The organism is Plantactinospora sp. CA-290183, from assembly GCF_050936375.1.
Taxonomy (GTDB): Bacteria; Actinomycetota; Actinomycetes; order Mycobacteriales; family Micromonosporaceae; genus Plantactinospora.
Genome location: NZ_JBNJMX010000002.1, coordinates 445,695 through 472,596, shown reverse-complemented (window position 1 = coordinate 472,596; position 26,902 = coordinate 445,695). Strand labels below are relative to the sequence as shown.

Below are 26,902 nucleotides of genomic sequence, written 5' to 3'. Positions count from 1 at the left end.
CCGGCAGCGGAAGCGGGCCCCGGTCAGGGGGTTTCGTCGACCCTGGGTTGTCGGGATGTTCGGCGGGAATTCGGACTTCCGTCACCCGGCGCTATCCTCCCTGCGATAGCGGTGGTCGCGAGGAAGGGTCGACGGAATGATCGGAATGGTGCTGGCGGCGGGAGCCGGGCGGAGGCTGCGCCCGTACACGGACACGCTGCCGAAGGCGCTCATCCCGGTCGACGGCGAGACGACGATCCTCGACATCGCGCTGCGGAACCTGGCCGAGGTGGGGCTGACCGACGTCACCGTGGTGGTCGGCTACGCGGCCGGCGCGGTCGAGGAGCGGGTGCCCGCCCTCCAGGAGCGGTACGGCGTGAAGCTCACCCTGGTACACAACGACCGGGCCGAGGAGTGGAACAACGCGTACTCGCTCTGGCTGGCCCGGGACCACTTCGCCCAGGGGGCGCTGCTGGTCAACGGCGACACCGTGCACCCGGTGGACGTGGAGCGGACCCTGCTCGCCCGGCGTGGCCCCGGCGTCCTGCTCGCCGTCGACACGGTGAAGAAGCTCGCAGACGAGGAGATGAAGACCACCTTCGACGCCGCCGGCCAGTTGACCCGGATCACCAAGCTGATGGACCCGGCGCAGGCGTACGGCGAGTACATCGGCGCCACGCTGATCGAGCCGCACGTCGCGGCGGAGCTGGCCGACGCCCTGGAGGCGACCTGGCGGCGCGACCCCGGCCTCTACTACGAGGACGGCTACCAGGAGTTCGCCGAGCGCGGTGGCGAGGTGCGGGCCGCCCCGATCGGCGACCTCTCCTGGGTCGAGGTCGACAACCACGCCGACCTGGCCCGCGCCCGGGAGATCGCATGCCACTACTAGCCCGTACGGTCAACACCCCGCTCGCCATCGACGTGCGCCGCGGCGCCATCGCGGACCTCGGGCCGCTGCTCGCCGACCGCCGCATCTCGGCCGGCGGCCACGTGGCCGTGGTGGTCGGCCCCGGGCAGGGCGAGCGGATCGCCGAGCTGATCCGGCCCGGCCTCGGCAACGCCGACGTGTTCACGGTGACCGGCGGCAGCCTGGACGCCGCCCAGGAACTCGGCGAGGGCCTGCGGCGCCGCTCGTACGACGCGGTGGTCGGGATCGGCGGCGGCCGGACCATCGACACCGCCAAGTACGCCGCCTCCCGGTACGCCATCCCGATGGTGAGCGTGGCGACCAGCCTGGCCAACGACGGCATCGCCTCCCCGGTCGCCTCCCTGGACCACGACGGCGGGAAGGGCTCGTACGGCGTACACATCCCGATCGCCATCGTGGTCGACCTGGACTTCGTGGAGAACGGTCCGGACCGGCAGACCCAGGCCGGGATCGGCGACGCGGTGAGCAACCTCAGCGCGGTCGCCGACTGGGAACTCGCCCACCGGGTACGGGACGAGCCGATCGACGGGCTGGCCGTGACGCTCGCCCGCACCGGCGCGGAGGCGCTGGTCAACCACCCGGGCAAGTTCACCGACGACGGCTTCCTGACCGCCCTCGCCGAGGCGCTGATCCTCGGCGGGCTCGCCATGTCGGTCTGCGGGTCGAGCCGCCCGGCCAGCGGCGGCTGCCACGAGATCTCGCACGCGATCGACCACCTGAACCCGGGCACCGGCTCGCACGGCGAACAGGTCGGCCTCGGCGCGCTCTTCTGCACGTACCTGCGGGGGGACCTGGAGCGGTTCGGGCAGATCGCGTCCTGCCTGCACCGGCACGGCCTGCCGACCACCCCGGCCGACCTCGGCCTGACCGACGAGCAGTTCGTGGCGGCGGTGGCGTACGCGCCGCAGACCCGGCCGGACCGGTACACGATTCTCGAACATCTCGACCTGCCGCCGGAGGCATTTGGTGAACGGCTGGCAAACTACGTCGATGCACTTCGTGAACACCTCGGCTGACCTGTCCGTGTCGCCCTCGCCCACCGCCGCCGACTTCTACCGGGTCAACCGGGGCGGTGGGCTGTTCAGCGAGGCGGTCAGCCAGCGCCTCGGCGCCGGCATGGCCCTGGCCGCGTACCGGCTGGGGCTCCCGCCGACCGCGTTGACCATCGCCAACCTGCTGCTCGGGCTGGCGGCCTCGGCAACCGTGGTGGTGCTGGCCGACCGGGTCGCCGCCGGGTCCGTACCGGCCTGGGTGGTCGGGCTGGTCGCGCTGGTCGGCTGGCAGGTGGCGTACGCCCTGGACTGCGCGGACGGGCAGCTCGCCCGGGTGACCGCGCAGGGCAGCCCGGCCGGTGCCCGGGTGGACGTGCTCTGCGACGTGGCGGCCCAGATCGCCCTGGTGACCGCCCTGTCGGCGACGGCGGTGGCGCAGCGGCCCGGCACCCCGATCTGGTTGATCGCGGCGTTCGCCGGCACCTGGATGGTCAACCTGGTGACCTCGGTGATGCAGGCCGGGCCGAACGCGGCCAGCATGGTCACCTCGACCTCGCTGCCGGTACGGCTGGTCAAGCTGATCCGGGACTACGGTGCGGTGATCTTCGTGGCCGGGCTGGTGCTGACGCTCGTACCGGACTGGAGCACCTGGCTGATAGTGGCGTTCACGCTGGTCAACGGCGGTTTCCTGCTCGCCAGCGTGGCCTTCTCCGCCCGCGCCTCCCTACGCTGACCGCCCGCTCCGCCCGCCCCGCTCCCGCCGGCCGGCCCGCTCCGGGCCGGTGGCCGGCTTGATCGCGGTGATCAGGGAGTGGAACCCCCGGCGCGCCGACGACACGCCGGAAGGACTCCCTGATCAGGCGGATCTTGTGGGGGTGGGGGCGGCGAGGCCGGCGTAGATGTCGAGGAGTCGCCGGGTGACCACGTCGGGGTGGAAGGTGCGCTCGTAGCGGGACCGGGCGAGCAACGAGGTGGCCGCGGCGGTGGAGCGCGCGGTCGGCAGGGCGGCGGCGAGCGCGCCGGGAGCCGCCGGCACGAGCCAGCCGGCCGGACCGGTCGGCTCGTCCACCCCGACCAGGTACGGGATCCCGCCCAGCGCGGTGCCCAGCACCGGCCGGCCGGCGGCCAGCGCCTCGATCACCACGGTGGGGAGCACGTCGTGCCAGGTCGGTACGGCGAGCACCACGGCGGTGGCCCGCAGCGCCGCCGACACCCCGGCCCGGTCCAGCGGGCCGAGGAACTCCACGTCGGCCCGCTCGGCGGCGGCGCTCTCGGCGAGCCCGCGCAGCTCACCGTCGCCGGCGATGCGCAGCGGCCCGAGGGAACCCTCCGGGTGCCGCCGCCAGGCGTCCAGCAGCAGGCCGAGCCCCTTCTCCGGGGAGAGCCGGCCGAAGAAGAGGAACCCGTCGCCGAGCGGCGCCGGCGGCCCCGGGTCGGGAATGGCGTTCGGCTTGACCACGATCCGGTCCGCCGGGATGCCGTAGTCCCGCAGGTGGTCGGCGATCCCCGAGGTGAGCGCGACGTAGCGGTCCACCGAGCGCCAGGTCGGGCGGTGCACCGCCAGGGTCGTCGCCATCAGCGCGCTCTGCGCCCGGGAGCCCCGGTAGCAGCGGTGCACGATCGCCGGGACCCCGAGCGCCCGCCCACGGCAGTCCTGGCAGATCTGCCCGTCCCGGAAGTAGAGCCCGGAGGAGCAGACCTGCCGGTAGTTGTGCACCGTCTGCACCACCGGCACGCCGTGCCGGTGCGCGGTCCGCACCACCCAGGGCGAGAGCAGCGGGTACGGGTTGTGCAGGTGCAGCACGTCCGGCCGGTGCTCGGTGAGCAGCCGGCCCAACTCCTGCTGGGCCCGCGGCGCGTAGATCGGCGAGATCGGCAGCAGCGCCTTCGCCGTCACCGGCAACCCGGCGATCTCGTCGGAACTGCGCAGGAAGGGGACCACCTCCACCCCGGCCGCCCGCAACTGCCCGATCTCCTGGTCGACGATGGTGTTCTCGCCGGAGGGCTGGGCCTCCCGGTAGCGGTTGTGCGCCACGACCACCCGCACGCCAGTTTCCCCTCCGCCGTGAAACACCCTGTGAGCGCGAGGTGTCGCGCCCGCGGGATTGAACGCTACCGTTTACCTCGTGCCAGAGTTACCGGAGGTGGAGGCGCTCGCCGGCTACCTGCGCGAGCGCGCGGTCGGCCGCCGCGTCGACCGGATCGAGGTCGCCGCGATCAGCGCCCTGAAGACGTACGACCCGCCGCCGTCGGCCGCGGGCGGGCGGACCGTCGCGGACGCCGGACGGCACGGCAAGTTCCTCGACGTACGGCTGGCCGGGCAGCCCGACCTGCACCTGGTGGTGCACCTGGCCCGGGCCGGCTGGCTGCACTACCGGGAGTCGTTCCCCGCCAGCACCCCGGTCAAGCCGGGCAAAGGCCCCATCGCGCTGCGGGTACGCCTCGACGACGGGTCCGGTTTCGACCTGACCGAGGCCGGTACGCAGAAGAAGCTGGCGGCGTACCTGGTGACCGACCCGGCGCTGGTGCCCGGGGTGGGCCGGCTCGGGCCGGACGCGCTCGCCGCCGACCTGTCCACCTTCGCCGAGCGGCTGCGCGCGCGGCGCGGGCAGGTGAAGGGGGTGCTGACCGACCAGGAGGTGCTGGCCGGGGTCGGCAACGCGTACTCGGACGAGATCCTGCACGTGGCGAAGGTCTCCCCGTTCGCGCTCACCAACCGGCTCTCCGACGAGCAGCTGGCTGCCCTGCACGAGGCGACCCGGCAGGTGCTGGGGGACGCGGTCGAGCGGTCGATGGGCCAGCGCGCGGCGGAGCTGAAGGGGGAGAAGCGTGCCGGTCTGCGGGTGCACGCCCGGACCGGGCTGCCCTGTCCGGTCTGCGGGGACACCATCCGGGAGGTGTCGTTCGCCGATTCGAGCCTCCAGTACTGTCCGACCTGTCAGACCGGCGGGAAGCCGCTCGCCGACCGCCGGCTCTCCCGGCTCGTCCGCTGACCCGGCGGGCCGGCGATCAACCGGAAAACGCCCACCGGGCGATGAATCGACCACCGCCGGGACCTACCCTCGCCGGTAACCATCGGTATAGTGGCCCGGTCTGCGACTCCGCTCCGGTTGGCCCGGCTCGCATCGCTGGCGGGGCGGGCGACGTACTGTCCCTCGGGTCGGCGTCCCGGTGGGGCCTGCATAAGAGAGACTGGGACGGTGGGCGACCCGAGCCCTTACGGCGACTGGGCGGCACGTGTCATGCGGGAGGACGTGGGTGAGGTGACGACAAGCCTCCAGCGCCCGGTAGGCGGCACAGGCCGGCCCGACGCCTTGCGGCACGTCGACAGCTTCGAGATCCAGCCGCCGGCGTCGTCGCCGACCAACGGCGTGCCCCGCTCCGCGTGGGCGCGGGCGCGGCGCCGCGCCTCCCGCTGGCACCGGCCCTACATCGCGCTGCTGCTGGTGCTCGACTTCGGGGCGGCGGTGCTGGCGAGCTGGATCTCCATCTCCCAGTTCGAGCAGGCCCGGGCGGGTTTCCGGGTCACCGAGGACAACGCGACCTGGTTCCACATCGTCGCCTACCTGCTCCTCCCGCTGGGCTGGCTGATCTTCCTCTGGGGGACCGGCTCCTACGACCGGCGCTACCTGGGCCTCGGCACCGACGAGTTCAAGCGGGCCGGCCGGGCGTCGGTGGCAGTGGCGGCCGGCGTCTCGTTCCTCGCCTTCGCCACCAAGACCGACCTGTCCCGGAAGGCCGTGGCGACCGCGCTGATCGGCGCGATGGTGCTGATCCTGCTCGGCCGCTACCTCGCCCGGCTGGTGCTGCACACGATCCGGCGGCGGGTCGGCCAGGCCGCGCAGCGGATGATGCTGGTCGGCACCCTGCCGGAGACGCTGGAGGTCTACACGGCGGTCAGCCGGAGCCCGGCCGCGGGGCTCATCCCGATCGCCATCCACCTCACCGACGGCTACGCCGCCGCGCGCGGTATCGACACCCCCATCCCGGTGTACGCCGGCCGGGACGTGATGTCCCTGGTCCGGGAGGTCGGCGCCGACACCATCGCGGTCTGCGGCTCGGCCAGCACCGAGCCCGGCGAGCTGCGCCGGCTGGCCTGGCAGCTGGAGGGCTCCGGCGTCGACCTGATCGTCGCCCCGCAGCTCACCGACATCGCCGGTCCCCGGGTGCACATCCGGCCGATCGAGGGCCTGCCGCTGCTGCACGTCGAGGAGCCGACGCTCTCCGGCCCCGCGCTGCTGGCCAAGAACCTGCTGGACCGGCTGGCCGCCGGATTCGGGCTGCTGCTGCTCGCCCCGCTCTTCATGGTGATCGCTGTCACCATCCGGATCTCCGACCCCGGGCCGGTCTTCTTCCGGCAGCCCCGGGTCGGGCACGAGGGGCGTACGTTCCGGGTCTGGAAGTTCCGGACCATGTACGTCGACGCCGAGCAGCGCCTCGCCAGCCTGGTGGACCAGAACGAGACCGACGGCATGCTGTTCAAGATCAAGGAAGATCCCCGGGTCTTCCCCGCCGGCCGCTTCCTGCGGGCCAGCTCGCTGGACGAGCTGCCCCAGCTGATCAACGTGCTCTGGGGCGAGATGTCCCTGGTCGGCCCCCGCCCGCTCCCCGCCGACGACGGCGACTTCCTCGGCGACGTCCGGCGCCGGCTGCTGGTGCGTCCCGGCATCACCGGGCTGTGGCAGGTCTCGGGCCGCTCCGACCTCTCCTGGGACGAGGCCGTCCGGCTGGACCTCTACTACGTCGACAACTGGTCGCTGGCGTACGACCTGGCCATCCTGTGGCGCACCATCGGGGTCGTACTGGCCCGCAAGGGCGCGTACTGACCCGGTCGGGGCCGGGCGAGCTTGGCGAACGGGGCGGCAACCGCCAGGATCATCGGGTGGGGCCGAACCTCTCCGCCGTGTTCGCCGTCCTGGCTCTGGTCAGTGCGCTGGTTGCCGCGCTCTTCGCGGTCGTACGGCTGCGGGCGCGCCGGGGCATCGCCACCGCCACCCAGCGGGCCACCTACGACGTGCTGCACACCGCCGGGCTGGCCGCCGAGCCGCTGCGCGCCGGGCTCACCGCCGCCGGTGCGGCGAAGGCGGTCCGGCACCTGCGCGCGCTGGTCGGCTCCGCCGGGCTGGCCCTGGCCGACCGCGAGCGGCTGCTGGCGATCGACGGGCGGGGCGGACACCACTCCGCGCAGCTCCTCGCCGCCGCCGTGTCGACGATCGAGTCCCGGCGCTCGGCGGTGCTCGGCGAGTCGGAGCTGCGCTGCGACCGGGTGGACTGCCCGGTCCGGGGCGCCGTGATCGCGCCGCTGACCGGCCCGGACGGGCGGGCCGGGGCGGCACTGGTGGCCATCGCCGACGACCAGCCCGCACCCGGGCTGGTGCAGGCCGCCCTGGAGACCGCGCACTGGGCCGGCGCCCAGCTCGCGCTGGCCGAGCTCGACTCGTCCCGGGAGCGGCTGGCCCGGGCCGAGGTACGCGCCCTGCGGGCCCAGATCAGCCCGCACTTCATCTACAACGCGCTGACCGCGATCGGCTCGTTCGTCCGGACCGACCCGGAGCGGGCCCGGGAGTTGCTCCTGGAGTTCGCCGAGTTCACCCGCTACTCGTTCCGGGCGCACGGCGAGTTCACCACGCTCGCCGAGGAGCTGCGGTCGATCGACCGCTACCTCACCATCGAGCGGGCCCGGTTCGGGGACCGGTTGCAGGTGCGCCTCCAGATCGCCCCCGAGGTGCTGCCGGTCAGCCTGCCGTTCCTCTGCCTGCAACCGCTGGTGGAGAACGCCGTACGGCACGGGCTGTCCCGCAAGCCCGGCATCGGCACGGTCTGCATCGAGGCCCGGGACGCCGGCGCGGAATGCCACATCACGGTCGAGGACGACGGGGTGGGGATGGACCCGGCGGTGCTGGCGGCCGGCCTCTCCGAGGTCGCCGTCGACGCGGGCGAGGACTCCGGCCAGCACGTCGGGCTCTCCAACGTGGACGAGCGGCTGCGCGCGGTCTTCGGCGACCAGTTCGGCCTGGTCGTCGAGACGGCCCTCGGATCGGGTACGAAGGTGAGCATGCGGGTGCCGAAGTTCCACCGTGCGGTGCGGGCGAGCGCACGACGCGGGTGACTGGGAGGGTGGCCGCATGAGTGGTTTCCTGCGGGTGCTGGCCGTCGACGACGAACCTCCGGCGCTCGACGAGCTGGCGTACCATCTGCGGGCCGATCCCCGGGTGGCCCGGCTGCACACGGCGGGCGACGCGACCGAGGCGCTGCGGGTGCTCCGCGACGCCGACGTGGACGTGGTCTTCCTCGACATCCGGATGCCGGGCCTGGACGGCATGGAGCTGGCCCGGGTGCTGCGCCGGTTCGCCCGGCCGCCCGCGATCGTCTTCGTCACCGCGTACGACGACGGCGCGGTCGACGCGTTCGACCTGGGCGCCACCGACTACGTCCGCAAGCCGGTACGCGCCGAACGGCTGGCCGAGTCGCTGCGCCGGGTGGTGGGCGCCCGGGTGGTGCCGACCCACCCGGCGGCGGTCGCCCGCTCGACGGCCGACCCGACGATCCCGGTGGAGCTGGCCGGCACCACCCGGATGCTGCCCCGCTCGGCGGTGCGCTGGGTCGAGGCGCAGGGCGACTACGCGCGGCTGCACACCGCGGACGGTTCGCACCTGGTCCGGGTGCCGCTGGCCACCCTCGCCGACCGGTGGGCCGACGCGGGATTCGTCCGGATCCACCGGTCCTACCTGGTGCAGCTCCGGCTCATCGCCGAGCTGCGGGTGGCCAACTCCGGCTATGTCGTGGTGATCGACGACACCGAGCTGCCGGTCAGCCGACGGCACACCCGGGAGCTGAAGGACAAGCTGGTACGCGCCGCGAAGCAGGACTGGAACCGCTGACCGGGACGGCGCCGGTGGACCTCCGACACATCTGGTACGTCGCGTACGGCACCAACCTCTGCGCCGGCCGGCTCGGCTGCTATCTCGGCGGCGGCAGCCCGCCCGGCGCCCTGCGCGGCTATCCCGGTTGCCGCGACCGCCGCCCGCCCCGCGCCTCGGCGCCGGTGATGCTGACCGGCGGGATCTACTTCGCGCTGGAGTCCCGGGCCTGGACCGGCGGCATGGCGTTCTACGACCCGGAGCTGCCCGGCGAGGCGGCGGCCCGGGCCTACCTGCTCGGCGCGGGGCAGTTCGCCGACGTCGCCGCCCAGGAGATGTACCGGCCACCGGGGACGGACCTCGACCTCGCCGAGCTGGTCCGGCGGGGCCGCACCCGGCTCGGGCCGGGCCGGTACGAGACCGTGCTGCGGGTCGGCGAACTCGACGGGTATCCGATGCTGACCTTCACCGCCCCGTGGCGGGCGTACGAGGTGCGGTGGAACCGCCCGGCCCCGGCGTACCTGGGAATGCTCGCCGCCGGCCTGCGGGAGAGCCACGGCTGGGACGCCGCCCGGATCGCGGACTACCTGCGGGTACGCCCCGGTGTGGCGGGGCGGTGGCGTCCGGCGCAGCTCCGCCGGATCGCCGCCTCGGCGGCCGGTGCCCAGCCCGGACAGCCCGTGCGGCCCGGGCCGACCTGAGCGTCGGTGTCGCCGGGTGTCGCGGGCCGGCGTGGATCGGTGCACACTGGTCGCCATGTCCGACCTGCCACCCCGGCCGGCGATGGGCCCGCCGACGATGGGCCCGCCGTCCACGGTTCCGCCGGCGCCCGCGGTTCCGCCGCCCGGCGCCGCGGACCGGTCCGCGGCGTGGCGGCCCTGGATCCTGCTGGCGGCCGTCGCCGTGCTGGCGATGCTCGTCGGGGCGGGCGCCGCCACCGCGGTCGTCCTGGCGTTCGCGCCGGACGGACCGCCGAGGCCCCAGCAGCGGTACGAGACCCGGGTGACCCTGACCATGGACGCCACCGCCGAGCAGAAGGCGGCGGTGGAGGCGGCGCTGACCGCGCGCTACCCGGCCGACGGGGTCCGGTTGGAGAGCCGCGCCGAGACCTGGGAGAGGTTCCGGGAGGTGTTCAAGGACGATCCGGAACTGCTCGACCGGGTCCGGCCGGACGACCTGCCGGAGTCGTTCCTCGTGCGCAGCGGCGGACGGGTGTTCGACTGTGCGGGCCTGGCGCCGGTGGAGCGGCTGCCGGGGGTGGATCAGATCCGGGTTCGGCAGCTCGCCGCCGGCGGGCTTCCCGACGCGGACCTCCTGGGGTGCCCGTAGTTCCGAGCGGCGGTACCGCGCGCCGGCGCGGACCGATGGAGAGTGGAGCCCATGTCCGACCTGCCACCCCGATCGCCGACGCCCGCCGTCGCGCCGCCCACGGTACCGCCGCCCACGGTTCCGCCACCCACGGTTCCGCCGCCCGCCGGTGCCGGCCGGCCGGGCCGCTGGCCGTCCTGGATCGTGCCGGTGGCCGTCGCCGTGGCCGTGGTGGCGATGCTCGTCGGGGCGGCGACCGCCACCGGGATCCTCGTCGCCCAGCGGGTCTGGCAGGCGGGGGACCGCTACGTCGTGACGGTGTTCCTGGCCGACGACGTCACCGCCGAGCAGAAGCGGGCGGTGGAGTCGGCGCTGTCGGCCCGGTACCCGGCGGACCGGGTCCGGGCGGAGGACCCGGAGCGGACGTGGCAGCGGCTCAGGGAGGAGTACGCGGACGAACCGAACCTGGTCCCGGACGCCGAGCCCGGTAACCGGCCCGCGTCGTTGCGGGTCGAGACCACCGCGAAGGTGTTCGACTGCGCCCGGGTGACCCCGGTGACGCGGATGCCCGGGGTTCGCCTGGTCACCGTCGTCCGGCCGGCCACCGAGGACCACCCCAACCTCCTCTTCCTGGCGTGCGGGTAGTTATCCACAGGGCTCGGCAGTTTTCCACAGGCTGTGCACAACCCCGTACGCTCGACCGGGAGCGCTTCCGGGTCCCGCCGGCCACTTGACATTCCTCCGGAGCGGGCGAGACTGCCGGGGTGACCGCACCCGTCGATCCGCAGCCCGATCCGGGTCCGCCGGGCAGGCCGCGACGGACCCGGGTGGTGCTGGCGGAGGTGGCCCGGCAGCACAGCCGCGCCGACCGGACCCGGGCCGAACTGGCCCAGCAGACCCAGGTCGGCGAGGCCCTGGTGCGGGGGCTGGTCCGGGCCCAGCTCGCCCTGGCGCTGCGGCTGTCCCTGGTGGTCGCGATCGGCCTGGGCGGCCTGCCGCTGCTCTTCGCGATCGCCCCCGAGGTCGGCGCGGTCAAACTGTTCGGGGTGAACCTGCCGTGGCTGCTGCTGGGGGTGGCCGCGTTCCCGTTCCTGCTCGCCGTCGGCTGGGCGTACGTGCACCTGGCGGAGCGCAACGAGCAGGACTTCACCGACCTGGTCCAGCGGCCGGAGCGCTGAGGTGGGCAACCCGTTCACCGTGCCCGCCATCGTCGCGGTCACCCTGGTCACGGTGGCGATCGGCTTCTACGGGCTGACGCTGGCCCGGACCACCTCGGACTTCCTGGTCGCCTCCCGGATGGTCAGCCCCACCTGGAACGCGGCCGCGATCGGCGGGGAGTACCTCTCCGCCGCCTCGTTCCTCGGCATCGCCGGGCTGATCCTCAAGTACGGCGTCGACGTCCTCTGGTATCCGGTCGGTTTCGCCGCCGGCTACCTCGCCCTGCTGCTCTTCGTGGCCGCGCCGCTGCGCCGCTCCGGCGCCTTCACCCTGCCCGACTTCTGCGAGCTGCGCCTCGGCTCCCGGCGACTGCGCAAGCTCGCCACCCTCTTCGTGGTCTTCATCGGCTGGCTCTACCTCGTACCGCAGTTGCAGGGGGCCGGGCTGACCCTGACCACGGTCGCCGGCGGACCGTACGAGCTGGGCGCGCTGCTGGTCGGCGCGGTGGTCACCGCGAACGTGGCGCTGGGCGGGATGCGGGCGGTCACCTTCGTGCAGGCGTTCCAGTACTGGCTCAAGCTGACCGCGCTGGCCGTACCGGCGATCTTCCTCGTCCTGCACTGGCAGGCGGACGGGCGCCCGGCGGTCACCCCGCAGGCCGGTGCCGTCTTCCCCGCCGCGACCACCGTCCTGGTCGAGGAGGCGGCGACGCTCACCCTCCGCGACGGCTCCACCCGGGAGGTACGCCCCGGCGAGGAGCTGAGCTTCGCCGCCGGTGACCCGGTGCCGGCGGTCTCCAGCGTGGACGCCGCCGACGGGCTCGACTGGCTGCTGCCGAGCGCGGCGGGCAGCGACGACCGGGGGCTCTTCGCCACGTACTCGCTGATCCTGGCGACCTTCCTCGGCACGATGGGGCTGCCGCACGTACTCGTGCGGTTCTACACCAACCGCGACGGCGCGGCGGCCCGGCGGACCACCCTGGTGGTCCTCGGCCTGGTCGGCGCCTTCTACCTGCTCCCCACCCTGTACGGGGTGCTCGGCCGGATCTACACCCCGCACCTGCTGCTGACCGGGCAGACCGACGCGGTGGTGGTGCTGCTGCCCGGTGCGGCGCTCGGTGGCGGCCTGACCGGGCAGCTGCTGGCCGCCCTCGTCGCCGCCGGGGCGTTCGCGGCCTTCCTCTCCACCTCGTCCGGGCTGCTCACCAGCGTGGCCGGGGTGATCTCCACCGACGTGCTCGGCCAGGGCTCGGTACGCGACTTCCGGCTGGCCACGGTCTTCGCCGGGCTGGTGCCGGTGGTGCTCGCGCTCAACGTCTCCGGGCTGAACGTCTCCCAGGTGGTCGGGCTGGCCTTCGCGGTCGCCGCCTCCAGCTTCTGCCCGCTGCTCGTGCTCGGCATCTGGTGGCGCAGGCTGACCGACGTCGGGGTGGCGGCCGGGATCCTCGCCGGGGGCGGCGCGGCGGTCGCGGCGGTGCTCTGCACCGTCGTCGGTCCGGAACTGACCGGCTGGCCGGCGGTGCTGATCGCCCAGCCGGCCGCCTGGACCGTGCCGCTGGCCTTCACCGTGATGGTCACCGGCTCGTGGGCGACCCGGCGCCGCGTGCCGGCCGACATCGGCGCGACCATGCTCCGCCTGCACGCCCCGGAGACGCTGCGCCTCTGACCGTCGGGACCGGACCCGGCCGTCCGGGTCCAGTCCCTGGCGATGCGCCGGTCAACAGGCGTCGGTACCGGCGCAGAGCCGCTGCGCCGCTCTGGCGCCGAGCCGCCGCGCCTCGGCGGTGTCGGAGCCGTTGTCGACCGTTATCTCGGTCAGCAGGTCGCCCTGCCGGACGAGGATCCAGCCGTTGTCGCCGCTGAGGACGAGCATCGACTCCTGGCCCGCGAAGCCCTGGTCGGCGATGGTGAGCTCGGCGTCCCGGCAGCCCTGCACATCGGCCCGCAGCGCGGACATGTACCGCTGGGCAACGGTGCGGGGATAGCGGTTCACGCGCTGATCGATGCCGGTGCCTTCGGCCGCGAAGAACCGTTTCCGCTCCGCGGTGTCCGGGCCGCCAGAGGTCCAGTCGTTGCCGCAGACCGTGGAGAAGAAGCCCAGGCTCCCGTCGCCCTCGAATTCCGGCTCGATGATCCGGAACCCGGACGGCAGGTCGGAGACCTGCAACATCGCGGCGGCCGGGATGGCCGGGTCGGGATCGCCGCGATCGGCGGGCTCGCCGGCGTCGCCGGAGTCCGCCGTCCGGCTCGGTGTGGTCGGCGGGGTGGTGCCGGACGGGGTCGCGGTGGCCGTCGGCCCGGCGCTCGGAGTCGGCGCCGAGGTCGACGGGGTGGGCGGCGTCGCGATGACGTCGGGTGGGGTGGGGCCGGAATCGGAGCCGGGGAGCGCGACCAGCGCGCCGAGGCTGGCGGCGATCGCCACGACCGAGCCCGCGGCCAGCATGGTGACCCGCTGCCGCACGGCCCGCTGCCGGCCCCGCAGCCGTACGTCGGCGGTCGGCGCCCAGCTCAGGTGCTCGGTGTCCCGGTAGAGGGGGTCGAAAAGCGGATCAGGCATTGACGCTCTCCTCCGGTAGGACGTCGCCGACCAGTTGGGCCAGCGCCCTGCGTCCCCGGGCCAGCCGGGTCTTGACGGTGTTGGCCGAGACGCCGAGCTGGGTCGCGACCGCCGTGACGGGGAGGTCCACCAGGTGGTGCAGGACGATCGCCTCCCGCTGCTCGGCGGGAAGCCGGCGCAGCGCCGTGACCAGCGCGAGGGTGTTCTCCGAGGGTGGTTCCACCGCCGGTTGCGGCCCGTGCCGGCGGTACGCGGTCAGGCCGTTGCGGACCTTCCGCCACCGGTTGATCTGGATCCGGTGGCCGACCGTGCGGACCCACGCCTCCGGATCGGCGTACCCGCCCACCCGGGACCACCGCTGCCAGGCGCGGGCGTACGCCTCCTGCGCCGCGTCCTGGGCGTCCGGCAGGTTGCCGCCGAGGGCGTAGAGCACCGTCACCACCCGGTGCCGGGTCGAACGGTAGAACTCGTCGAAGTCGTTGCCATCGGCCATCGCGCCTCCCCGTGCGGTTCCTACCGCTTACACCCCCGGTAGGCGGTGCGGGTTTCCCGCGAGCGGGACCCTCTGGACCCGTCAACCCTTTGCACGCCCGTCGAGAACCGGATCCCCGACGAGGCGACGTACAATATTCTGTACGTCGGTTCTGTGCGTCGAGGGAGGAGCACCGTGAAGACCATGAGCTACTCGGAGTCACGGGCACACTACGCCGAAATGCTGGACTCGGTGGTCAACGACCGCGAGGAGGTGGTCATCACGCGTGCCGGGCACGAACCCGTCGTGGTCGTCTCGCTGGACGACTACCAGTCCCTGAAGGAGACGGCCTACCTGCTGCGAAGCCCGGAGAACGTACGCCGCCTGTTGACCTCGATCGAGCGTCTGGAGAGCGGGGGCGGTACCGTGCGGGAACTCGCCGAGTGAAGCTCGTCTGGGACGAGAGCGCCTGGGAGGACTACCTCTGGTGGCAGCGACAGGACCGCAGGCTGCTCAGGCGGATCAACACGCTGATCGAGGACATCGCCCGCAACGGCAACGAGGGCATCGGTAAGCCGGAGCCGCTCAAGCACGGGTTCCACGGGTACTGGTCACGCCGGATCAACGACGAGCACCGTCTGATCTACAAGATCGTGGAGGACGAGATCCGCGTCGCGCAGTGCCGCTACCACTACGAATAGTCCGCCGCTCCTGCCTGAGGAGGACGGCGGGCTCGTTCCCGGGTCCGACAACCGGCGTGCGCCGGCCGGATAACGTCGGGACATGCCCGACACGGAACGTCCGGCCCTCGCGCTTCGAGGCCTGGTCAAGCGGTTCGACACCAATCTGGCGGTGGCCGGGGTCGATCTCGACGTACCGGCCGGCTCCTTCTACGGGCTGCTCGGGCCCAACGGCGCGGGCAAGACCACCACCCTGTCGATGGCGGTCGGCCTGCTGCGCCCCGACGGCGGCTCCGCCTGGGTGCTCGGGCACGACGTCTGGGCCGACCCGGTGCACGCCAAGCGCCTCTTCGGCGTGCTGCCGGACGGGATACGCCTCTTCGACCGGCTCACCGGGGCCGAGCTGCTGGCGTACCACGGTCTGCTGCGCGGCATGGACCCGGCGGTGATCGACCAACGCGCCCGCGAGCTGCTCGACGTGCTCGCGCTCGCCGACGCCGGACGGACCCTGGTGGTCGACTACTCCGCCGGGATGAAGAAGAAGATCGGCCTGGCCTGCGCCCTGCTGCACGGGCCGCGGCTGCTCGTCCTGGACGAGCCCTTCGAGGCGGTCGACCCGGTCTCCGCCGCGCTGATCCGCGACATCCTCCAGCGGTACGTCGCCGGCGGCGGCACGGTCGTCTTCTCCAGCCACGTGATGGAGGTGGTGGAGCGGCTCTGCACCCACGTGGCGATCCTGGCCGGCGGCGTGATCCGCCGGATCGGGACCCTGGCCGACGTCCGTGGCGACCGCGCCCTGGAGGAGGTCTTCGTGGAGGCCGTCGGCGGGCGTACCGCCACCGGCGAGGAGCTGACGTGGCTGTCGAGCTGACCACCGGGGCGACCGGGGAGATCACCGGCCGGCCGGTCTCGGCCCGCCACTTCGCCCGGCTCAAGCTGCGGCTGCTCGCCAACGGCCTGACCGGCAGGGGCTGGCGGATCGCCCTGTTCGTACTGGGCATCCTCGCCGGGCTGTGGTTCGCCGGCTCGGCGTTCCTGGCCCTCGCCGCGCCGGGCCTGGCCGGCAACCGGGAGATCGCCGAGCTGGTGGCGGGCTTCGGCGGTGCGCTGCTGGTGCTGGGCTGGGTCCTGCTGCCACTGGTCTTCTTCGGGGTGGACGAGACCCTCGACCCGGCCCGGTTCGCGCTGCTGCCGGTGCCCCGCCGTACCCTGCTCACCGGTCTGTTGGCCGCGGCCCTGATCGGCATCCCCGCCGCCGCGACGCTGGTCGCCACCGCCGGCCTGGTGGTCTCCGCCGCCGCGCTCGGCGGCTGGTCCGCCGGGGTGGTGGCCGCGCTCGGGGTGGTCGCCGGGCTGCTCGTCTGCGTCGCGGCGAGCCGGGCGGTGACCAGTGCGTTCGCCACGATGCTCCGCTCGCGCCGGGTACGTGACCTCGCCGCGGTCCTGCTCGCCGTCTTCGCCGCGCTGCTCGGACCGTTGCAGATCGCCCTGCTCGGCGCCGCCCGGCGGGCCGACTGGGACCAGTTGGCCGGGGTGGCCCGGCTGGTCGGGTGGACCCCGCTGGCCGCGCCGTACACGATCGGTCTCGACCTGGCCGACGGCCGCGCCTGGGCGGTGCCGGTCAAGCTGGTCATCACGGTCGCGACCCTCGGCGCGCTGCTCTGGTGGTGGTCCCGGTCGCTGGAGTCGGCGATGGTCGGCACGGCCGCCGGCATCGGCACCGGGGGTGCCCGCGCCGGCACGGGCGCCCCGCCGGAGGCACCGGTGGCGCAGCTCTTTCCCCGGGTGGTCCGGTGGCTGCCCCGGGACCGGTACGGTGCGCTGGTGGCCCGGGAGGTCCGCTACTGGTGGCGGGACACCCGGCGGCGGGCCAACCTGATCAGCATCGCCGTGGCGGGTGTCTTCGTCCCGCTGATCGCGAACCTCGGCAGCCGGGGCATGGTCGAGGGGCAGGCCGACTTCGACGCCTCGCCGACCCTGGTCAGCCTCTCCATGATCTTCGTCGGATCGCTCGCCGCCATCACCCTGGTCAACCAGTTCGGCTTCGACGGCAGCGCGTACGGCGCGAACGTGATCGCCGGGGTGCCGGGGCGGCTGGAGCTGCGGGCCCGGGTGTTCGCCTTCTCGCTCTACATCGTGCCGCTGCTCACCGTGATCTCGATCGTCCTGGCCTTCCTACTGCGCGAGCCGCGCTGGGCGGGACTGATGGTCGGCGCGCTCTTCGCCGCGTACGGCGGTGGGCTGGCGGTCGCCCTCTTCGTCTCGATCATCGGCGCGTACGCGCTGCCGGAGACCAGCAACCCGTTCGCGGTCAACAGCGGCGGCGGCGCGGCGAAGAGCCTGCTCACCTTCGTGGCGATCGCCGTCGGGATCGCGGTGTCCATTCCGATGGTGGTGGCGGGAGCGCTGCTGCCCGACGTGTGGCTGTGGCTGGCCGCACCGGTGGGGATCGGCTACGGGCTCGGCGCGGCACTGCTCGGCAGCCACCTCGCCGGTGACCTGCTGGACCGGCGGATGCCGGAACTGCTGCTCAAGGTCACGCCGCGCGGCTGACCGGCACAATGGTCCCCGTGAGTCGAAGCGAGCCGCCGGGCGGTCAGATCCACCACACCGACCCGTTCGCCACCCCCGACCAGCAGCGCTCGCCGGTGCGCCGGTTCCGTGGCCGGCTGGCGTCGCCGGTGACGCTCTGGACCGCGTACGCCCCGGGGGCCGCCGGGCGGGCCGGGTGGGGCGGCGCGGCCGGCGCGCGGCCGGGCGGCGGTGCACCCGGCCCGGGGGTGCCGGCCGGACTGACGGTCTCCTCGACGCTGGTCGCCGACGGCGAGCCCGGACGGCTGCTCGGCCTGGTGGACGAGGAGTCGGAGCTGTGGGCGGCGGTCTCGGCCAGCGGGCGGTTCGCGGTCGCGCCGCTGGGCCCGACGCACCGGCAGCTCGCCGACCGCTTCGCCGGGCTCTTCCCGGCCCCCGGCGGCCTCTTCGCCAGCGGCGACTGGGCCGGCACCGGCTACGGCCCGGTGCCGGCCGGAGCGGGCGGCTGGGCGGGTTGCCGCCTGGACGGCGCCCGGGAGTACGGCTGGGCGCTGCTGGTCGAGGCCACCATCGAGACGGTCGAGCTGGACGGCGCGGCGGCGCCCCTGCTGTACCACCGGGGGCGTTACCGGGAGCTGGCGGACTGACCGGCGGGCGGGTCCCGGGCGCGTCGCCCAGCGGCGTGACCGTGGTCACTGGGCGCAGCCAACCCCCCGTTCGGCGCAGCCGGTGACCGGGGTTCGGATCACCGCTATCCGCTGGCCGGGCCGCTTCCTACGGTGCGCGAAACTCCCCCACACCTGTAGAGGTGGTGAGACCCGCAATGTCCACGGATACCCCGGCTCCGACCCGCGCCACTCCGGACCGGTACGTGGCCGTACAGCGGTCGGACGAGTTCGCCGGGCTGCGTAAGGCCCTGCGCGGCTTCGTCTTCCCGATGACCGCGGCCTTCTTTCTCTGGTACGCGCTCTACGTGATCCTGTCCGCGTACGCGCGCGGCTTCATGGGCACCAAGCTCATCGGCAACATCAACGTGGCCCTCGTCTTCGGGCTGTTGCAGTTCGTCTCCACCTTCGTGATCGCCTGGCTCTACTCGCGGTACGCCGACCGCAACCTCGACCCGCCCGCGGACCGGCTCCGCGCCGAACTGGAGGGGACCGGATCGGTGGCCGGCGGGGCGGCGCCCCGGCAGACCGGGCCCGACGAGGCCGAACAGCAGGAGAAGCAGGACAAGGAGGTAGGCCGGTGAACCCCGTCCTGCTCGCCGCCGAGGCCGGCGACAACACCGCCCGTACGCTGACCATCACGCTCTTCCTGGTCTTCGTGGCGGTGACCCTCGGCATCACCGTCTGGGCCAGCCGGCAGACCAAGACGGCCACCGACTACTACGCCGGCGGACGGTCGTTCTCCGGCTTCCAGAACGGCATGGCGATCGGCGGCGACTACATGTCGGCCGCCTCGTTCCTCGGCATCGCCGGCATCATCGCGCTGTACGGGTACGACGGCTTCCTCTACTCGATCGGCTTCCTGGTCGCCTGGCTGGTGGCCCTGTTGCTGGTGGCGGAGCTGCTGCGTAACTCGGGCCGGTACACGATGGCGGACGTGCTGGCGTTCCGGATGCGGCAGAAGCCGGTCCGGACGGCGGCGGCGGTCTCCACGATCACCGTCTCGATCTTCTACCTGCTGGCCCAGATGGTCGGCGCGGGCGCGCTGGTCGCGCTGCTGCTGGGCATCCGGCCGGGCACCACGTTCCTGGGCATGGACGCGGACGCGGCGAAGATCGCCACCATCATCATGGTCGGCGCCCTGATGATCATCTACGTCACGGTGGGCGGGATGAAGGGCACCACCTACGTGCAGATCGTCAAGGCGTTCCTGCTGATGACCGGCGCGCTGGTGATGACCCTGCTGGTGCTGGCGCACTACAAGTTCAACCTCTCCGCGCTGCTCGGTGACGCGGCGGCCGCCTCCGGCAAGGGCAGCGCCTTCCTGGAACCGGGGCTGCGGTACGGCGTCGAGGTCGCCGGCGACCCGGCGAAGACCTTCTACAACAAGATGGACCTGCTCTCGCTCGGCATCGCGCTGGTGCTCGGCACGGCCGGTCTGCCACACATCCTGATCCGGTTCTACACCGTGCCGACCGCGAGGACCGCCCGCAAGAGCGTGCTCTGGGCGATCGGCATCATCGGCGTCTTCTACCTGTTCACCCTGGCCCTGGGCTTCGGCGCGGCGGCCCTGGTGGGCCGCGAGGCGATCACCGCCCAGGACGCGGCCGGCAACACGGCGGCACCACAGCTCGCCGAGGCGCTCGGGGTCGACTTCCTCGGCGGCGACATCGGTGGGGCGGCCCTGCTGGCGGTGATCGCGGCGGTGGCCTTCGCCACCATCCTGGCCGTGGTGGCCGGGCTGACCCTGGCCTCGTCGTCCAGCCTCGCCCACGACTTCTACGCGAACGTGGTCAAGGGCGGGCAGGTCTCCGAGCGCCAGGAGGTCAACGTCGCCCGGATCGCGGCGCTGGTGATCGGCGCGATCTCGATCGTGCTGTCGATCTTCGCGCAGAACCTGAACGTGGCGTTCCTGGTGGCGCTGGCCTTCGCGGTCGCCGCCTCCGGCAACCTGCCGGCGATCCTCTACAGCCTGTTCTGGAAGAGGTTCAACACCTCCGGCGCGGTCTGGGCGATCTACGGCGGTCTGGTCAGCGCCGTACTGCTGGTGTTCTTCTCGCCGGTGGTGTCCGGGGCGCCCAGCTCGATGTTCCCCGACCAGGACTGGCAGTGGTTCCCGCTGTCGAACCCGGGCATCATCTCGATCCCGATCGGCTTCCTCTGCGGCTGGCTCGGCGCGTTGCTCTCGAAGGAGACCGACGAGGACAAGTACGCCGAACTGGAGGTGCGGTCGCTGACCGGTGCGGGCGCGCACTGAGTCGTCGTTGCGTGACGGCTGGTGCCGGGTGACCACGGTCACCCGGCACCAGGTCGGGCAGATCCGGGCGTACCGCCACCAGGGGTGGGCGCGGGGTGCCGGAGATCAGCATCGTGGGTAGGCTGAACGCATGGTGGTAACTCCGCGTTTCGGCCAAGGTCACCGGATCCTCGTCACCGGCGGTGCCGGATTCGTCCCGTCCCACCTGGTCGACGCGCTCATCGCGCGCGGCTGCACGGTGGTGGCCGTGGACAACTTCGTGACCGGGTCCAAGGACAACGTGGCCCACCTGGCCGACCACCCCCGGTTCACGCTGGTCGAGGCGGACGTCTCGGACGGGCTGCCCAGCCACCACCCGGCGATCGGCGAGCGCTTCGACGCGATCATGCACCTGGCCTCGCCGGCCAGCCCCACCGACTTCGCCACCCTGCCGATCGAGATCCTCCGGGTCGGCTCGCTGGCCACCCTGCACCTGCTGGACCGGGCGGTCGCCGACCGGGCCCGGTTCGTCCTGGCCTCCACCTCCGAGGCGTACGGCGACCCGCAGGTGCACCCGCAGGTCGAGACGTACTGGGGCAACGTCAACCCGATCGGCGTCCGCAGCGTCTACGACGAGGCCAAGCGCTTCGCCGAGGCCAGCACGATGGCCTACCACCGCTACCACGGGCTCGACGTCGGCATCGTGCGGATCTTCAACACCTACGGCCCCCGGATGCGTCCGGACGACGGCCGGGCGATCCCCACGTTCATCACCCAGGCGCTGCACGGCGAGCCGCTCACCGTGCACGGCACCGGCACGCAGACCCGGTCCATCTGCTACGTGGACGACCTGGTGCGGGGCATCCTGCTGCTGCTCGACTCCACCGAGACCGGCCCGATCAACTGCGGCACCGAGCACGAGGTGTCGATGCGGGAGCTCGCCGAGACGATCGTGGCGCTGACCGGCAGCGAGTCGACGGTCACCTACGTGACCCGTACCGCCGACGACCCGGAGATGCGCCGTCCGGACCTCACACTCGCCCGCGAGCGGCTCGGCTACGCCCCGCAGGTGACGCCGCAGGAGGGGCTGCGCCGGACGATCGAGCACTTCAGCCAGCGTCTCGGCTGAACCGGCCCGTCCGGCGGGAACGTGCCGGGATTACCGGGCTGTCACCGCTGTGCGCCGCGCCGGCCGTGGCACACAGCTGGTTCTTGGTTTCGCTACGTACCCTGAGGGCATGTTCGCTGCCATGCCCCCGCCCCGATCCGTCGATGGCTATCGGATGACGTCCAGCGCCTCCGCGGGCCGGGCCTCGGTGCCCGCTCCCGGCGCGGCCGACACCGCGCGGACCTCCGGCCGGGCCCGGGTCTCCGGCGGTGTGCCGGGCCAGCCCGGCCCGTCGTACGGCGGTCCCGGCGGACCGGCCGGTCCCGGCGGCCCCGGGGGTCCGGGAATGCCCGGCGGACCCGCCCGGCGCGGTCCCCGGCCCCGGTGGGGGCGGATCGCGCTGGTCGCCGGCGTCGCCGTCCTGGTGCTCGGGCTGCTCGCCGGCGGCGGCCTCTGGGTCTACGTCAAGGGCCTCGACTCCGATCTCGCCCGCACCGACCCCTTCTCCCAGCTGGCCGGCGGCCGGCCCGAGTCGGTCAGCGGCGCCCTGAACATCCTGCTGGTGGGGAGCGACTCCCGCGACCCGGACGCCCCGGTCGACCAGGGCAGCGAGTGGCGGGCCGACACGATCATCGTGATGCACATCCCGTCGAGCCACGACAAGGCCTACCTGGTCTCGATACCGCGCGACCTCTACGTGCCGATCCCGGAGAACGCCAGGGCGGACTGCGGCAGCGGCCAGCGCGGGAAGATCAACGCGGCCTTCGCCTTCGGCGGGCTGCCGCTGGCGGTACGCACCGTGGAGTGCTTCAGCGACGTCCGCATCGACCACGTGATGGCGATCGACTTCGCCGGCTTCAAGGAGGTGACCGACGCGCTGGGCGGGGTCGAGCTGACCGTGGAGCGGAACACCACCTCGATCCACAAGCCGTACCGGAAGTTCGCCAAGGGCGTGAACCACATGAACGGGGCCGAGGCGCTGGACTGGATCCGGCAGCGGAAGCAGTTCCCGGACGGTGACTTCGCCCGGATGCGGCACCAGCAGGAGTTCCTGCGGGCCCTGATGGACAAGGCGGCCAGCACCGGCACGCTGACCAACCCGGCGAAGCTGAACGCCTTCCTGCGGTCGGTGACCAGCGCGGTCACCGTCGACGAGGGCTTCTCGCTGGTCGACATGGCGATCCAGTTCCGCAGCCTGCGGGGGGAGAACCTGCACTTCCTGACCAGCCCGCACAACGGCAGCGACACCATCAACGGCGAGTCGGTGGTGGTTTCGGACCGGGAGAAGGCGCTGACCATGTACCGCGCGATGGCCGCCGACACGATGGACCAGTGGGTGGGGGCGAACGCCTCCCCGGCTCCGGGCAACGGCGGCTGAACGCACCCGGTCCGCATCGACCACCCGGGACCGGAAGGCCCCCGGGGACAGCCGGAACGGCTCCCCCAGAAGTTGATCGGAGAATGTAACGTAACTGAATTGGCGGGAAACGACGGATGTCCGTACGGCGTCCCGAACCCGCCGATCTCCCACACCTGACTCTGGAGCAGGCATGCCGGTGCAGTCCCGCCGACGTCCACCCACGGCCGCGGCGAGCGTCGCGCCCGCCCGTGCCGCGGCGACGGTCGCACCGTCCCGCGCGAGCGTCGGCGGGCCGAGCGGAGCGGACGGCGGACCGAGCAGAAGCGGACCGGGCAAGGGTGGTGGGCCGGGCAGGGGTGGCAGGGGCGGATCGAAGCCCCGCCGGCCCAGGAGTCCGATCTGGGCCCGGCTGACGCTGGTCTTCGGCGTCGTGCTGATGCTCACCAGCGGCGTCGCCCTGGTCGGCATGCAGGTCGTCATCGGCGAGGCCACCAGCAACATCCAGCAGGACAACCTGCTCGGCGCGGCCGGCAAGTCCGACGCCGAGGGCGGCAAGGACCTTGAGGGGCCGATCGACCTGCTGCTGCTCGGCATCGACTCCCGGGCCCGGCTGGACGCCGACAACGTCCGGGCCGACACCATCATCGTGCTGCACATCCCGGCCACCCACGACCAGGCGTACCTGCTCTCCATCCCGCGGGACACCGAGGTCCAGGTGCCGGCCTTCAAGACCAGCCGGTACGGCGGCGGTACGGCGAAGGCCACCGAGGCGTTCTTCCACGGGGCGCAGAACGGCGGCGGACTGGCCGGCGGCGCCCAGTTGATGGCCCAGACCGTCAACAGGTTGACCGGGATCAGCTTCGACGGTGCGGCGATCATCAACTTCAGCGGCTTCAAGAAGGTGATCGACGCCCTGGGCAGCATCCGGATGTGCGTGCGGCAGGAGGTGAAGTCGTACCACATGACGCTGGTCAACGGGGAACCGGAGTGGAACCACGACGCGGACCGGATGAGCGGCGTCAAGAAGCCGGTGGTGCACAAGAAGGGCTGCCGGGAGATGGCGGGCTGGGAGGCTCTCGACTACTCCCGCCAGCGCTACGGGCTCACCCGCGGCGACTACGACCGCCAGCAGAACCAGCAGCAGCTGATCAAGGCGATGGCCAAGAAGGCGGTGGCTGACGGGGTGATGACCAACCCGCTCAAGCTCCAGCGGTTGATGAAGGCGGCCGGCGAGGCCTTCATCCTGGACACCGGCAGCACACCGGTGGCGGACTTCGTCTTCACCCTGCGCGGCGTGGCCGCCAACGACCTGGTCCTGCTCCGGACCAACAACGGCGACTTCAGCGGGAACTCCAGCGGGCGCGAGGTGCTCACGCCGCTCAGCCGGGAGATGTTCGCCGCGGTCAGGAGCGACCGGATGGACGACTTCATCATCGCCCATCCCGGCGTGCTGGCGGCGTCGGGCAGTTCCTGAGCATCCCGCTCCGGCCGGAGCCACCCGGCGAAATCCTCGAAAGCCGCTAGACGCGCAAACCGGACCCTTAGCCTGACCCTGAGAAGGCTTCACCCACGGGTCCGGGAGGAATCACGTCCACATCGATGCCGGCGGCCTCGGGCGAACCGGGCCGGCCACGACGCGAACCCGACGACGAGGAGCCGTCCGGGACGGTCCGTCGGGCGCCCGGCAAGGGTCGGCGCAGGGCACCCGTCTGGGCCAAGGTGGCCCTGGGGTTCGGCCTGTTCCTGCTGGTCCTCTCCGGGTTGGGCGGCGCCGGCCTGCACATGCTGACGAACCGGTACGACAACAGCGTGGTCAAGGAACTGCTGCTCGACCCGGCCGCCCGTGGGGAACGCGGCGACGTCTCCGGTCCGCTCAACTACCTGCTGGTCGGCTCCGACCAGCGCCCCACCGCCAGCCCGAGCCCCGACCAGCGGTCCGACACGATCATGATCGCCCACGTGCCGGCCGGACTGGGCCGGGCACACCTGATCTCCGTACCCCGGGATCTGCTGGTCGACATTCCGGCCGCGCCCGCCACCGGCTATCCCGGCGGACCCGACAAGATCAATGCCGCGTTCCAGTACGGCGGCGGCGGGCAGGGCGGCACCCGACTGCTCTCCGCCACCCTGAGCCGGCTCACCGGGATCCGCTTCGACGGGGCCGCGCTGATCGACTTCTCGGGCTTCCGCCGGGTGATCGACCTGCTCGGCGGCGTACGGATGTGCGTCGACAACCCGATCCGCTCGATCCACACCAGGACCGTCTTCGAGGTGGGCTGCCAGCAGATGGACGGGGCGCGCGCCCTCGACTACGCCCGCCAGCGCTACGACCTGCCGAACGGGGACTTCGACCGGCAGCGGCATCAGCAGCAGTTGCTGCGGGCGATGATGGACAAGGCGACCACCACCGACATGATGCGCAACCCGCTCCGGATGGACCAGGTCATCCGGGCCGTCGGCTCCTCCTTCACGGTGGACACCAACGGGGTGCCGCTGGAGGAGTTGATCTTCGCGCTCCGTGGACTGCGCGCCGACGCCCTGCTCGGGATACAGCTCCCGTCACACGCCGAGACGATCGACGAAACCTCGTACGTGCTGCTGGACGAGGCGGCGGACGGCCTCTTCGCCTCGATGCGCGTCGCCGACCTGGACAACTGGGCGCGGGCCAACCCGACATGGGTGAACCGGCTCTGACCGGCCATGCCCCGACACGCCCACCGACCAGGCTCTACCCTTGGTAACCGTGTTCGGATCCCAGGTTCCCTCCGTGACCGCGGCCGAGGTGCCGGCCGATGCCTATCTGCTCGACGTGCGGGAGGTGGACGAGTGGACGGCCGGGCACGCCCCGGGCGCCCACCACCTGCCGATGATGGAGGTGCCCGCCCGGCTGGACGAGATTCCGACCGACGCCGACGTCGTCGTGGTCTGCCGCTCCGGCGGACGGTCCGGCCAGGTGGTCGGCTACCTGATGAACAACGGTTGGGACAACGTCCGCAACCTCGACGGCGGCATGCGGCAGTGGGCCGCCGCCGGCCGCGCGATCGACAGCGAGGACGGCACGCCGGCCCGGGTCATCTGACCCCGGCGAGGGGTCGGCCAGCGAGCCGGGTCCGCGGGCGGCACGGCCGCGACGAACGGAAACTCGATGGATCCGAGCGGTGAGCCGGGACCACCGCCCCCGGAGCCGGCCGGTCCCGGCGGGTCGGTGGGTGCCCGGCCGCAGCCGCTGGTGTTCGCGCACCGCGGTTCCTCGGACGTGCTGCCCGAGCACACCCTGGCCGCGTACCGCCACGCCCTGGCCGAGGGGGTGGACGGGCTGGAGTGCGACGTCCGGATGACCCGGGACGGCCACCTGGTCTGCGTACACGACCGGCGGCTGGAGCGGACCAGCAACGGGCGGGGGCTGGTCAGTGCGTACACCCTGGCCGAGCTGGACCGGTTCGACTACGGCTCCTGGCACACCGCCGGGCTGCCGGAGGCGGCGGTCGGTGACGTCCCCGCCGATCCGAACCGGACCCGGCTGCTCACCCTGGAGTCCCTGCTGACCGCCGTCCGCGCCGCTGACCGCGACGTCGAACTGCTGGTGGAGACGAAACACCCGGCCCGGTACGGCTCCGAGGTCGAACGGCGGCTGGTCGCGCTGCTGCACCGGTACGGGCTCGCCGAGCCCCGGCCCGGCGATCCGGTACGGGTGACCGTGATGTCGTTCTCGCCGCTGGCCGCCCGGCAGATCCGCCGGCTGGCCCCGCGCCTGCCCACCGCGCTGCTGCTGGAGATGCTGCCACCGGGCGTACGGCGGGGCCGGTTGCCGTTCGGTGCCCGGATCGCCGGGCCGAGCACGCACCTGCTCCGGGCCCGGCCCCGGCTGGTCCCGGCGCTGCACGCGGCGGGCCACCGGGTCTACGTCTGGACGGTGAACGAACCCGACGAGCTGGAACTCGCGCTGGCGCGCGGGGTGGACGGCATCATCACCGACCGGCCGGCGATGGTCCTCGACCGGCTCGGCCGCTGACCTGGGTGATCCTCCGCGCCCGAGCGCCCCTTGGGATCTTCGCGAATGGTGGGACT

Annotated in this window: 27 protein-coding genes and 1 pseudogene; 25 read left to right on the top strand and 3 right to left on the bottom strand. The window is 72.8% G+C overall.

The annotated features are described in order from the left end of the window. Window positions 1-136 precede the first annotated feature (136 nt). From ACQEUR_RS07035 to ACQEUR_RS07025, 3 genes are read left to right on the top strand one after another with little or no spacing between them, the layout of a single operon-like run. Window positions 137-868 (top strand): sugar phosphate nucleotidyltransferase, encoded by a 732-nt coding sequence (locus ACQEUR_RS07035; RefSeq protein ID WP_433027128.1) that lies wholly within the window; start codon window positions 137-139, stop codon window positions 866-868. Further along, on the top strand, window positions 856-1,923 hold the full coding sequence (locus tag ACQEUR_RS07030) for an iron-containing alcohol dehydrogenase family protein (protein ID WP_433027125.1): 1,068 nt from the start codon (window positions 856-858) through the stop codon (window positions 1,921-1,923). The genes ACQEUR_RS07035 and ACQEUR_RS07030 overlap by 13 nt, the downstream gene beginning before the upstream one ends. Continuing rightward, window positions 1,898-2,632, top strand: a complete 735-nt coding sequence (locus ACQEUR_RS07025) for a CDP-alcohol phosphatidyltransferase family protein (protein WP_433027122.1) — start codon at window positions 1,898-1,900, stop codon at window positions 2,630-2,632. The genes ACQEUR_RS07030 and ACQEUR_RS07025 overlap by 26 nt, the downstream gene beginning before the upstream one ends. 123 nt (window positions 2,633-2,755) lie before the next feature. On the opposite strand, the pseudogene ACQEUR_RS07020 reads toward ACQEUR_RS07025, so the two are convergent. Beyond that, window positions 2,756-3,985: pseudogene (locus ACQEUR_RS07020) on the bottom strand (glycosyltransferase family 4 protein); the annotation flags it as partial. Between the two features lie 40 nt (window positions 3,986-4,025). On the opposite strand from ACQEUR_RS07020, the gene ACQEUR_RS07015 reads away from it, so the two are divergent. From ACQEUR_RS07015 to ACQEUR_RS06975, 9 genes are all read left to right on the top strand, one after another. Beyond that, a complete protein-coding gene (locus tag ACQEUR_RS07015; RefSeq protein ID WP_433027119.1) occupies window positions 4,026-4,892 on the top strand; it encodes an Fpg/Nei family DNA glycosylase in 867 nt (288 codons plus the stop codon). Window positions 4,893-5,213: 321 nt separating this feature from the next. Continuing rightward, the gene (locus ACQEUR_RS07010) at window positions 5,214-6,725 is read left to right on the top strand and encodes a sugar transferase (protein WP_433027780.1); all 1,512 of its coding nucleotides are present in this window, start codon (window positions 5,214-5,216) and stop codon (window positions 6,723-6,725) included. Window positions 6,726-6,781: 56 nt separating this feature from the next. Then, on the top strand, window positions 6,782-8,008 hold the full coding sequence (locus ACQEUR_RS07005) for a sensor histidine kinase (RefSeq protein WP_433027116.1): 1,227 nt from the start codon (window positions 6,782-6,784) through the stop codon (window positions 8,006-8,008). A gap of 16 nt (window positions 8,009-8,024) precedes the next feature. Continuing rightward, window positions 8,025-8,780, top strand: coding sequence for a LytR/AlgR family response regulator transcription factor (locus ACQEUR_RS07000; RefSeq protein ID WP_433027113.1), 756 nt, complete (start codon window positions 8,025-8,027; stop codon window positions 8,778-8,780). Window positions 8,781-8,794: 14 nt separating this feature from the next. Beyond that, on the top strand, window positions 8,795-9,460 hold the full coding sequence (locus tag ACQEUR_RS06995; protein WP_433027111.1) for a histone deacetylase: 666 nt from the start codon (window positions 8,795-8,797) through the stop codon (window positions 9,458-9,460). A gap of 55 nt (window positions 9,461-9,515) precedes the next feature. Further along, window positions 9,516-10,088, top strand: a complete 573-nt coding sequence (locus tag ACQEUR_RS06990) for a permease-like cell division protein FtsX (protein ID WP_433027108.1) — start codon at window positions 9,516-9,518, stop codon at window positions 10,086-10,088. 51 nt (window positions 10,089-10,139) lie between these two features. Further along, window positions 10,140-10,712 carry a permease-like cell division protein FtsX gene (locus ACQEUR_RS06985; protein WP_433027105.1) on the top strand — a complete coding sequence of 191 codons (573 nt, stop codon included), beginning with the start codon at window positions 10,140-10,142 and terminating at the stop codon, window positions 10,710-10,712. A gap of 119 nt (window positions 10,713-10,831) precedes the next feature. Next, window positions 10,832-11,245: a DUF485 domain-containing protein gene (locus ACQEUR_RS06980; protein ID WP_433027102.1), complete on the top strand. Its 414-nt coding sequence runs from the start codon at window positions 10,832-10,834 to the stop codon at window positions 11,243-11,245. 1 nt (window position 11,246) lies between these two features. Continuing rightward, window positions 11,247-12,890 (top strand): cation acetate symporter, encoded by a 1,644-nt coding sequence (locus ACQEUR_RS06975; protein ID WP_433027099.1) that lies wholly within the window; start codon window positions 11,247-11,249, stop codon window positions 12,888-12,890. Window positions 12,891-12,941: 51 nt separating this feature from the next. On the opposite strand, the gene ACQEUR_RS06970 is transcribed toward ACQEUR_RS06975, so the two are convergent. Together ACQEUR_RS06970 and ACQEUR_RS06965 are read right to left on the bottom strand one after the other, a co-directional pair. Beyond that, window positions 12,942-13,781 carry a hypothetical protein gene (locus ACQEUR_RS06970; protein ID WP_433027096.1) on the bottom strand — a complete coding sequence of 280 codons (840 nt, stop codon included), beginning with the start codon at window positions 13,779-13,781 and terminating at the stop codon, window positions 12,942-12,944. Continuing rightward, window positions 13,774-14,274, bottom strand: coding sequence for a SigE family RNA polymerase sigma factor (locus tag ACQEUR_RS06965; RefSeq protein ID WP_433027093.1), 501 nt, complete (start codon window positions 14,272-14,274; stop codon window positions 13,774-13,776). Before ACQEUR_RS06965 ends, ACQEUR_RS06970 begins: the two co-directional genes overlap by 8 nt. A 183-nt stretch (window positions 14,275-14,457) precedes the next feature. Between ACQEUR_RS06965 and ACQEUR_RS06960 the strand changes: the two genes are divergently transcribed. The 13 genes from ACQEUR_RS06960 (at window position 14,458) to ACQEUR_RS06900 (ending at window position 26,846) form a co-directional block, all read left to right on the top strand. After that, window positions 14,458-14,700, top strand: coding sequence for a type II toxin-antitoxin system Phd/YefM family antitoxin (locus ACQEUR_RS06960; RefSeq protein ID WP_433027090.1), 243 nt, complete (start codon window positions 14,458-14,460; stop codon window positions 14,698-14,700). Then, complete coding sequence (locus tag ACQEUR_RS06955; RefSeq protein ID WP_433027087.1) at window positions 14,697-14,954, top strand: Txe/YoeB family addiction module toxin; 258 nt, start codon at window positions 14,697-14,699, stop codon at window positions 14,952-14,954. The genes ACQEUR_RS06960 and ACQEUR_RS06955 overlap by 4 nt, the downstream gene beginning before the upstream one ends. Before the next feature lie 82 nt (window positions 14,955-15,036). Beyond that, entirely contained in the window at window positions 15,037-15,804 is a 768-nt protein-coding gene (locus ACQEUR_RS06950; RefSeq protein WP_433027084.1) for an ABC transporter ATP-binding protein, read from the top strand. Next, on the top strand, window positions 15,789-17,486 hold the full coding sequence (locus ACQEUR_RS06945; RefSeq protein WP_433027081.1) for an ABC transporter permease: 1,698 nt from the start codon (window positions 15,789-15,791) through the stop codon (window positions 17,484-17,486). Before ACQEUR_RS06950 ends, ACQEUR_RS06945 begins: the two co-directional genes overlap by 16 nt. Window positions 17,487-17,494: 8 nt before the next feature. Next, on the top strand, window positions 17,495-18,112 hold the full coding sequence (locus ACQEUR_RS06940; RefSeq protein ID WP_433027078.1) for a flavin reductase family protein: 618 nt from the start codon (window positions 17,495-17,497) through the stop codon (window positions 18,110-18,112). A gap of 176 nt (window positions 18,113-18,288) precedes the next feature. Further along, entirely contained in the window at window positions 18,289-18,714 is a 426-nt protein-coding gene (locus ACQEUR_RS06935) for a DUF485 domain-containing protein (protein WP_433027075.1), read from the top strand. Next, window positions 18,711-20,387, top strand: a complete 1,677-nt coding sequence (locus ACQEUR_RS06930; protein WP_433027072.1) for a solute symporter family protein — start codon at window positions 18,711-18,713, stop codon at window positions 20,385-20,387. Before ACQEUR_RS06935 ends, ACQEUR_RS06930 begins: the two co-directional genes overlap by 4 nt. 130 nt (window positions 20,388-20,517) lie before the next feature. Then, on the top strand, window positions 20,518-21,495 hold the full coding sequence (locus ACQEUR_RS06925; protein ID WP_433027069.1) for an NAD-dependent epimerase/dehydratase family protein: 978 nt from the start codon (window positions 20,518-20,520) through the stop codon (window positions 21,493-21,495). Window positions 21,496-21,604: 109 nt separating this feature from the next. Continuing rightward, window positions 21,605-22,852, top strand: coding sequence for an LCP family protein (locus ACQEUR_RS06920; RefSeq protein ID WP_433027066.1), 1,248 nt, complete (start codon window positions 21,605-21,607; stop codon window positions 22,850-22,852). A gap of 172 nt (window positions 22,853-23,024) precedes the next feature. Continuing rightward, window positions 23,025-24,308: an LCP family protein gene (locus ACQEUR_RS06915; RefSeq protein ID WP_433027063.1), complete on the top strand. Its 1,284-nt coding sequence runs from the start codon at window positions 23,025-23,027 to the stop codon at window positions 24,306-24,308. A 272-nt stretch (window positions 24,309-24,580) separates the two neighbouring features. Further along, the gene (locus ACQEUR_RS06910; protein WP_433027777.1) at window positions 24,581-25,528 is read left to right on the top strand and encodes an LCP family protein; all 948 of its coding nucleotides are present in this window, start codon (window positions 24,581-24,583) and stop codon (window positions 25,526-25,528) included. A gap of 49 nt (window positions 25,529-25,577) precedes the next feature. Beyond that, complete coding sequence (locus ACQEUR_RS06905; RefSeq protein WP_433027060.1) at window positions 25,578-25,913, top strand: rhodanese-like domain-containing protein; 336 nt, start codon at window positions 25,578-25,580, stop codon at window positions 25,911-25,913. Between the two features lie 66 nt (window positions 25,914-25,979). Further along, window positions 25,980-26,846, top strand: a complete 867-nt coding sequence (locus ACQEUR_RS06900) for a glycerophosphodiester phosphodiesterase (RefSeq protein ID WP_433027057.1) — start codon at window positions 25,980-25,982, stop codon at window positions 26,844-26,846. The last annotated feature ends 56 nt before the right edge of the window (window positions 26,847-26,902 follow it).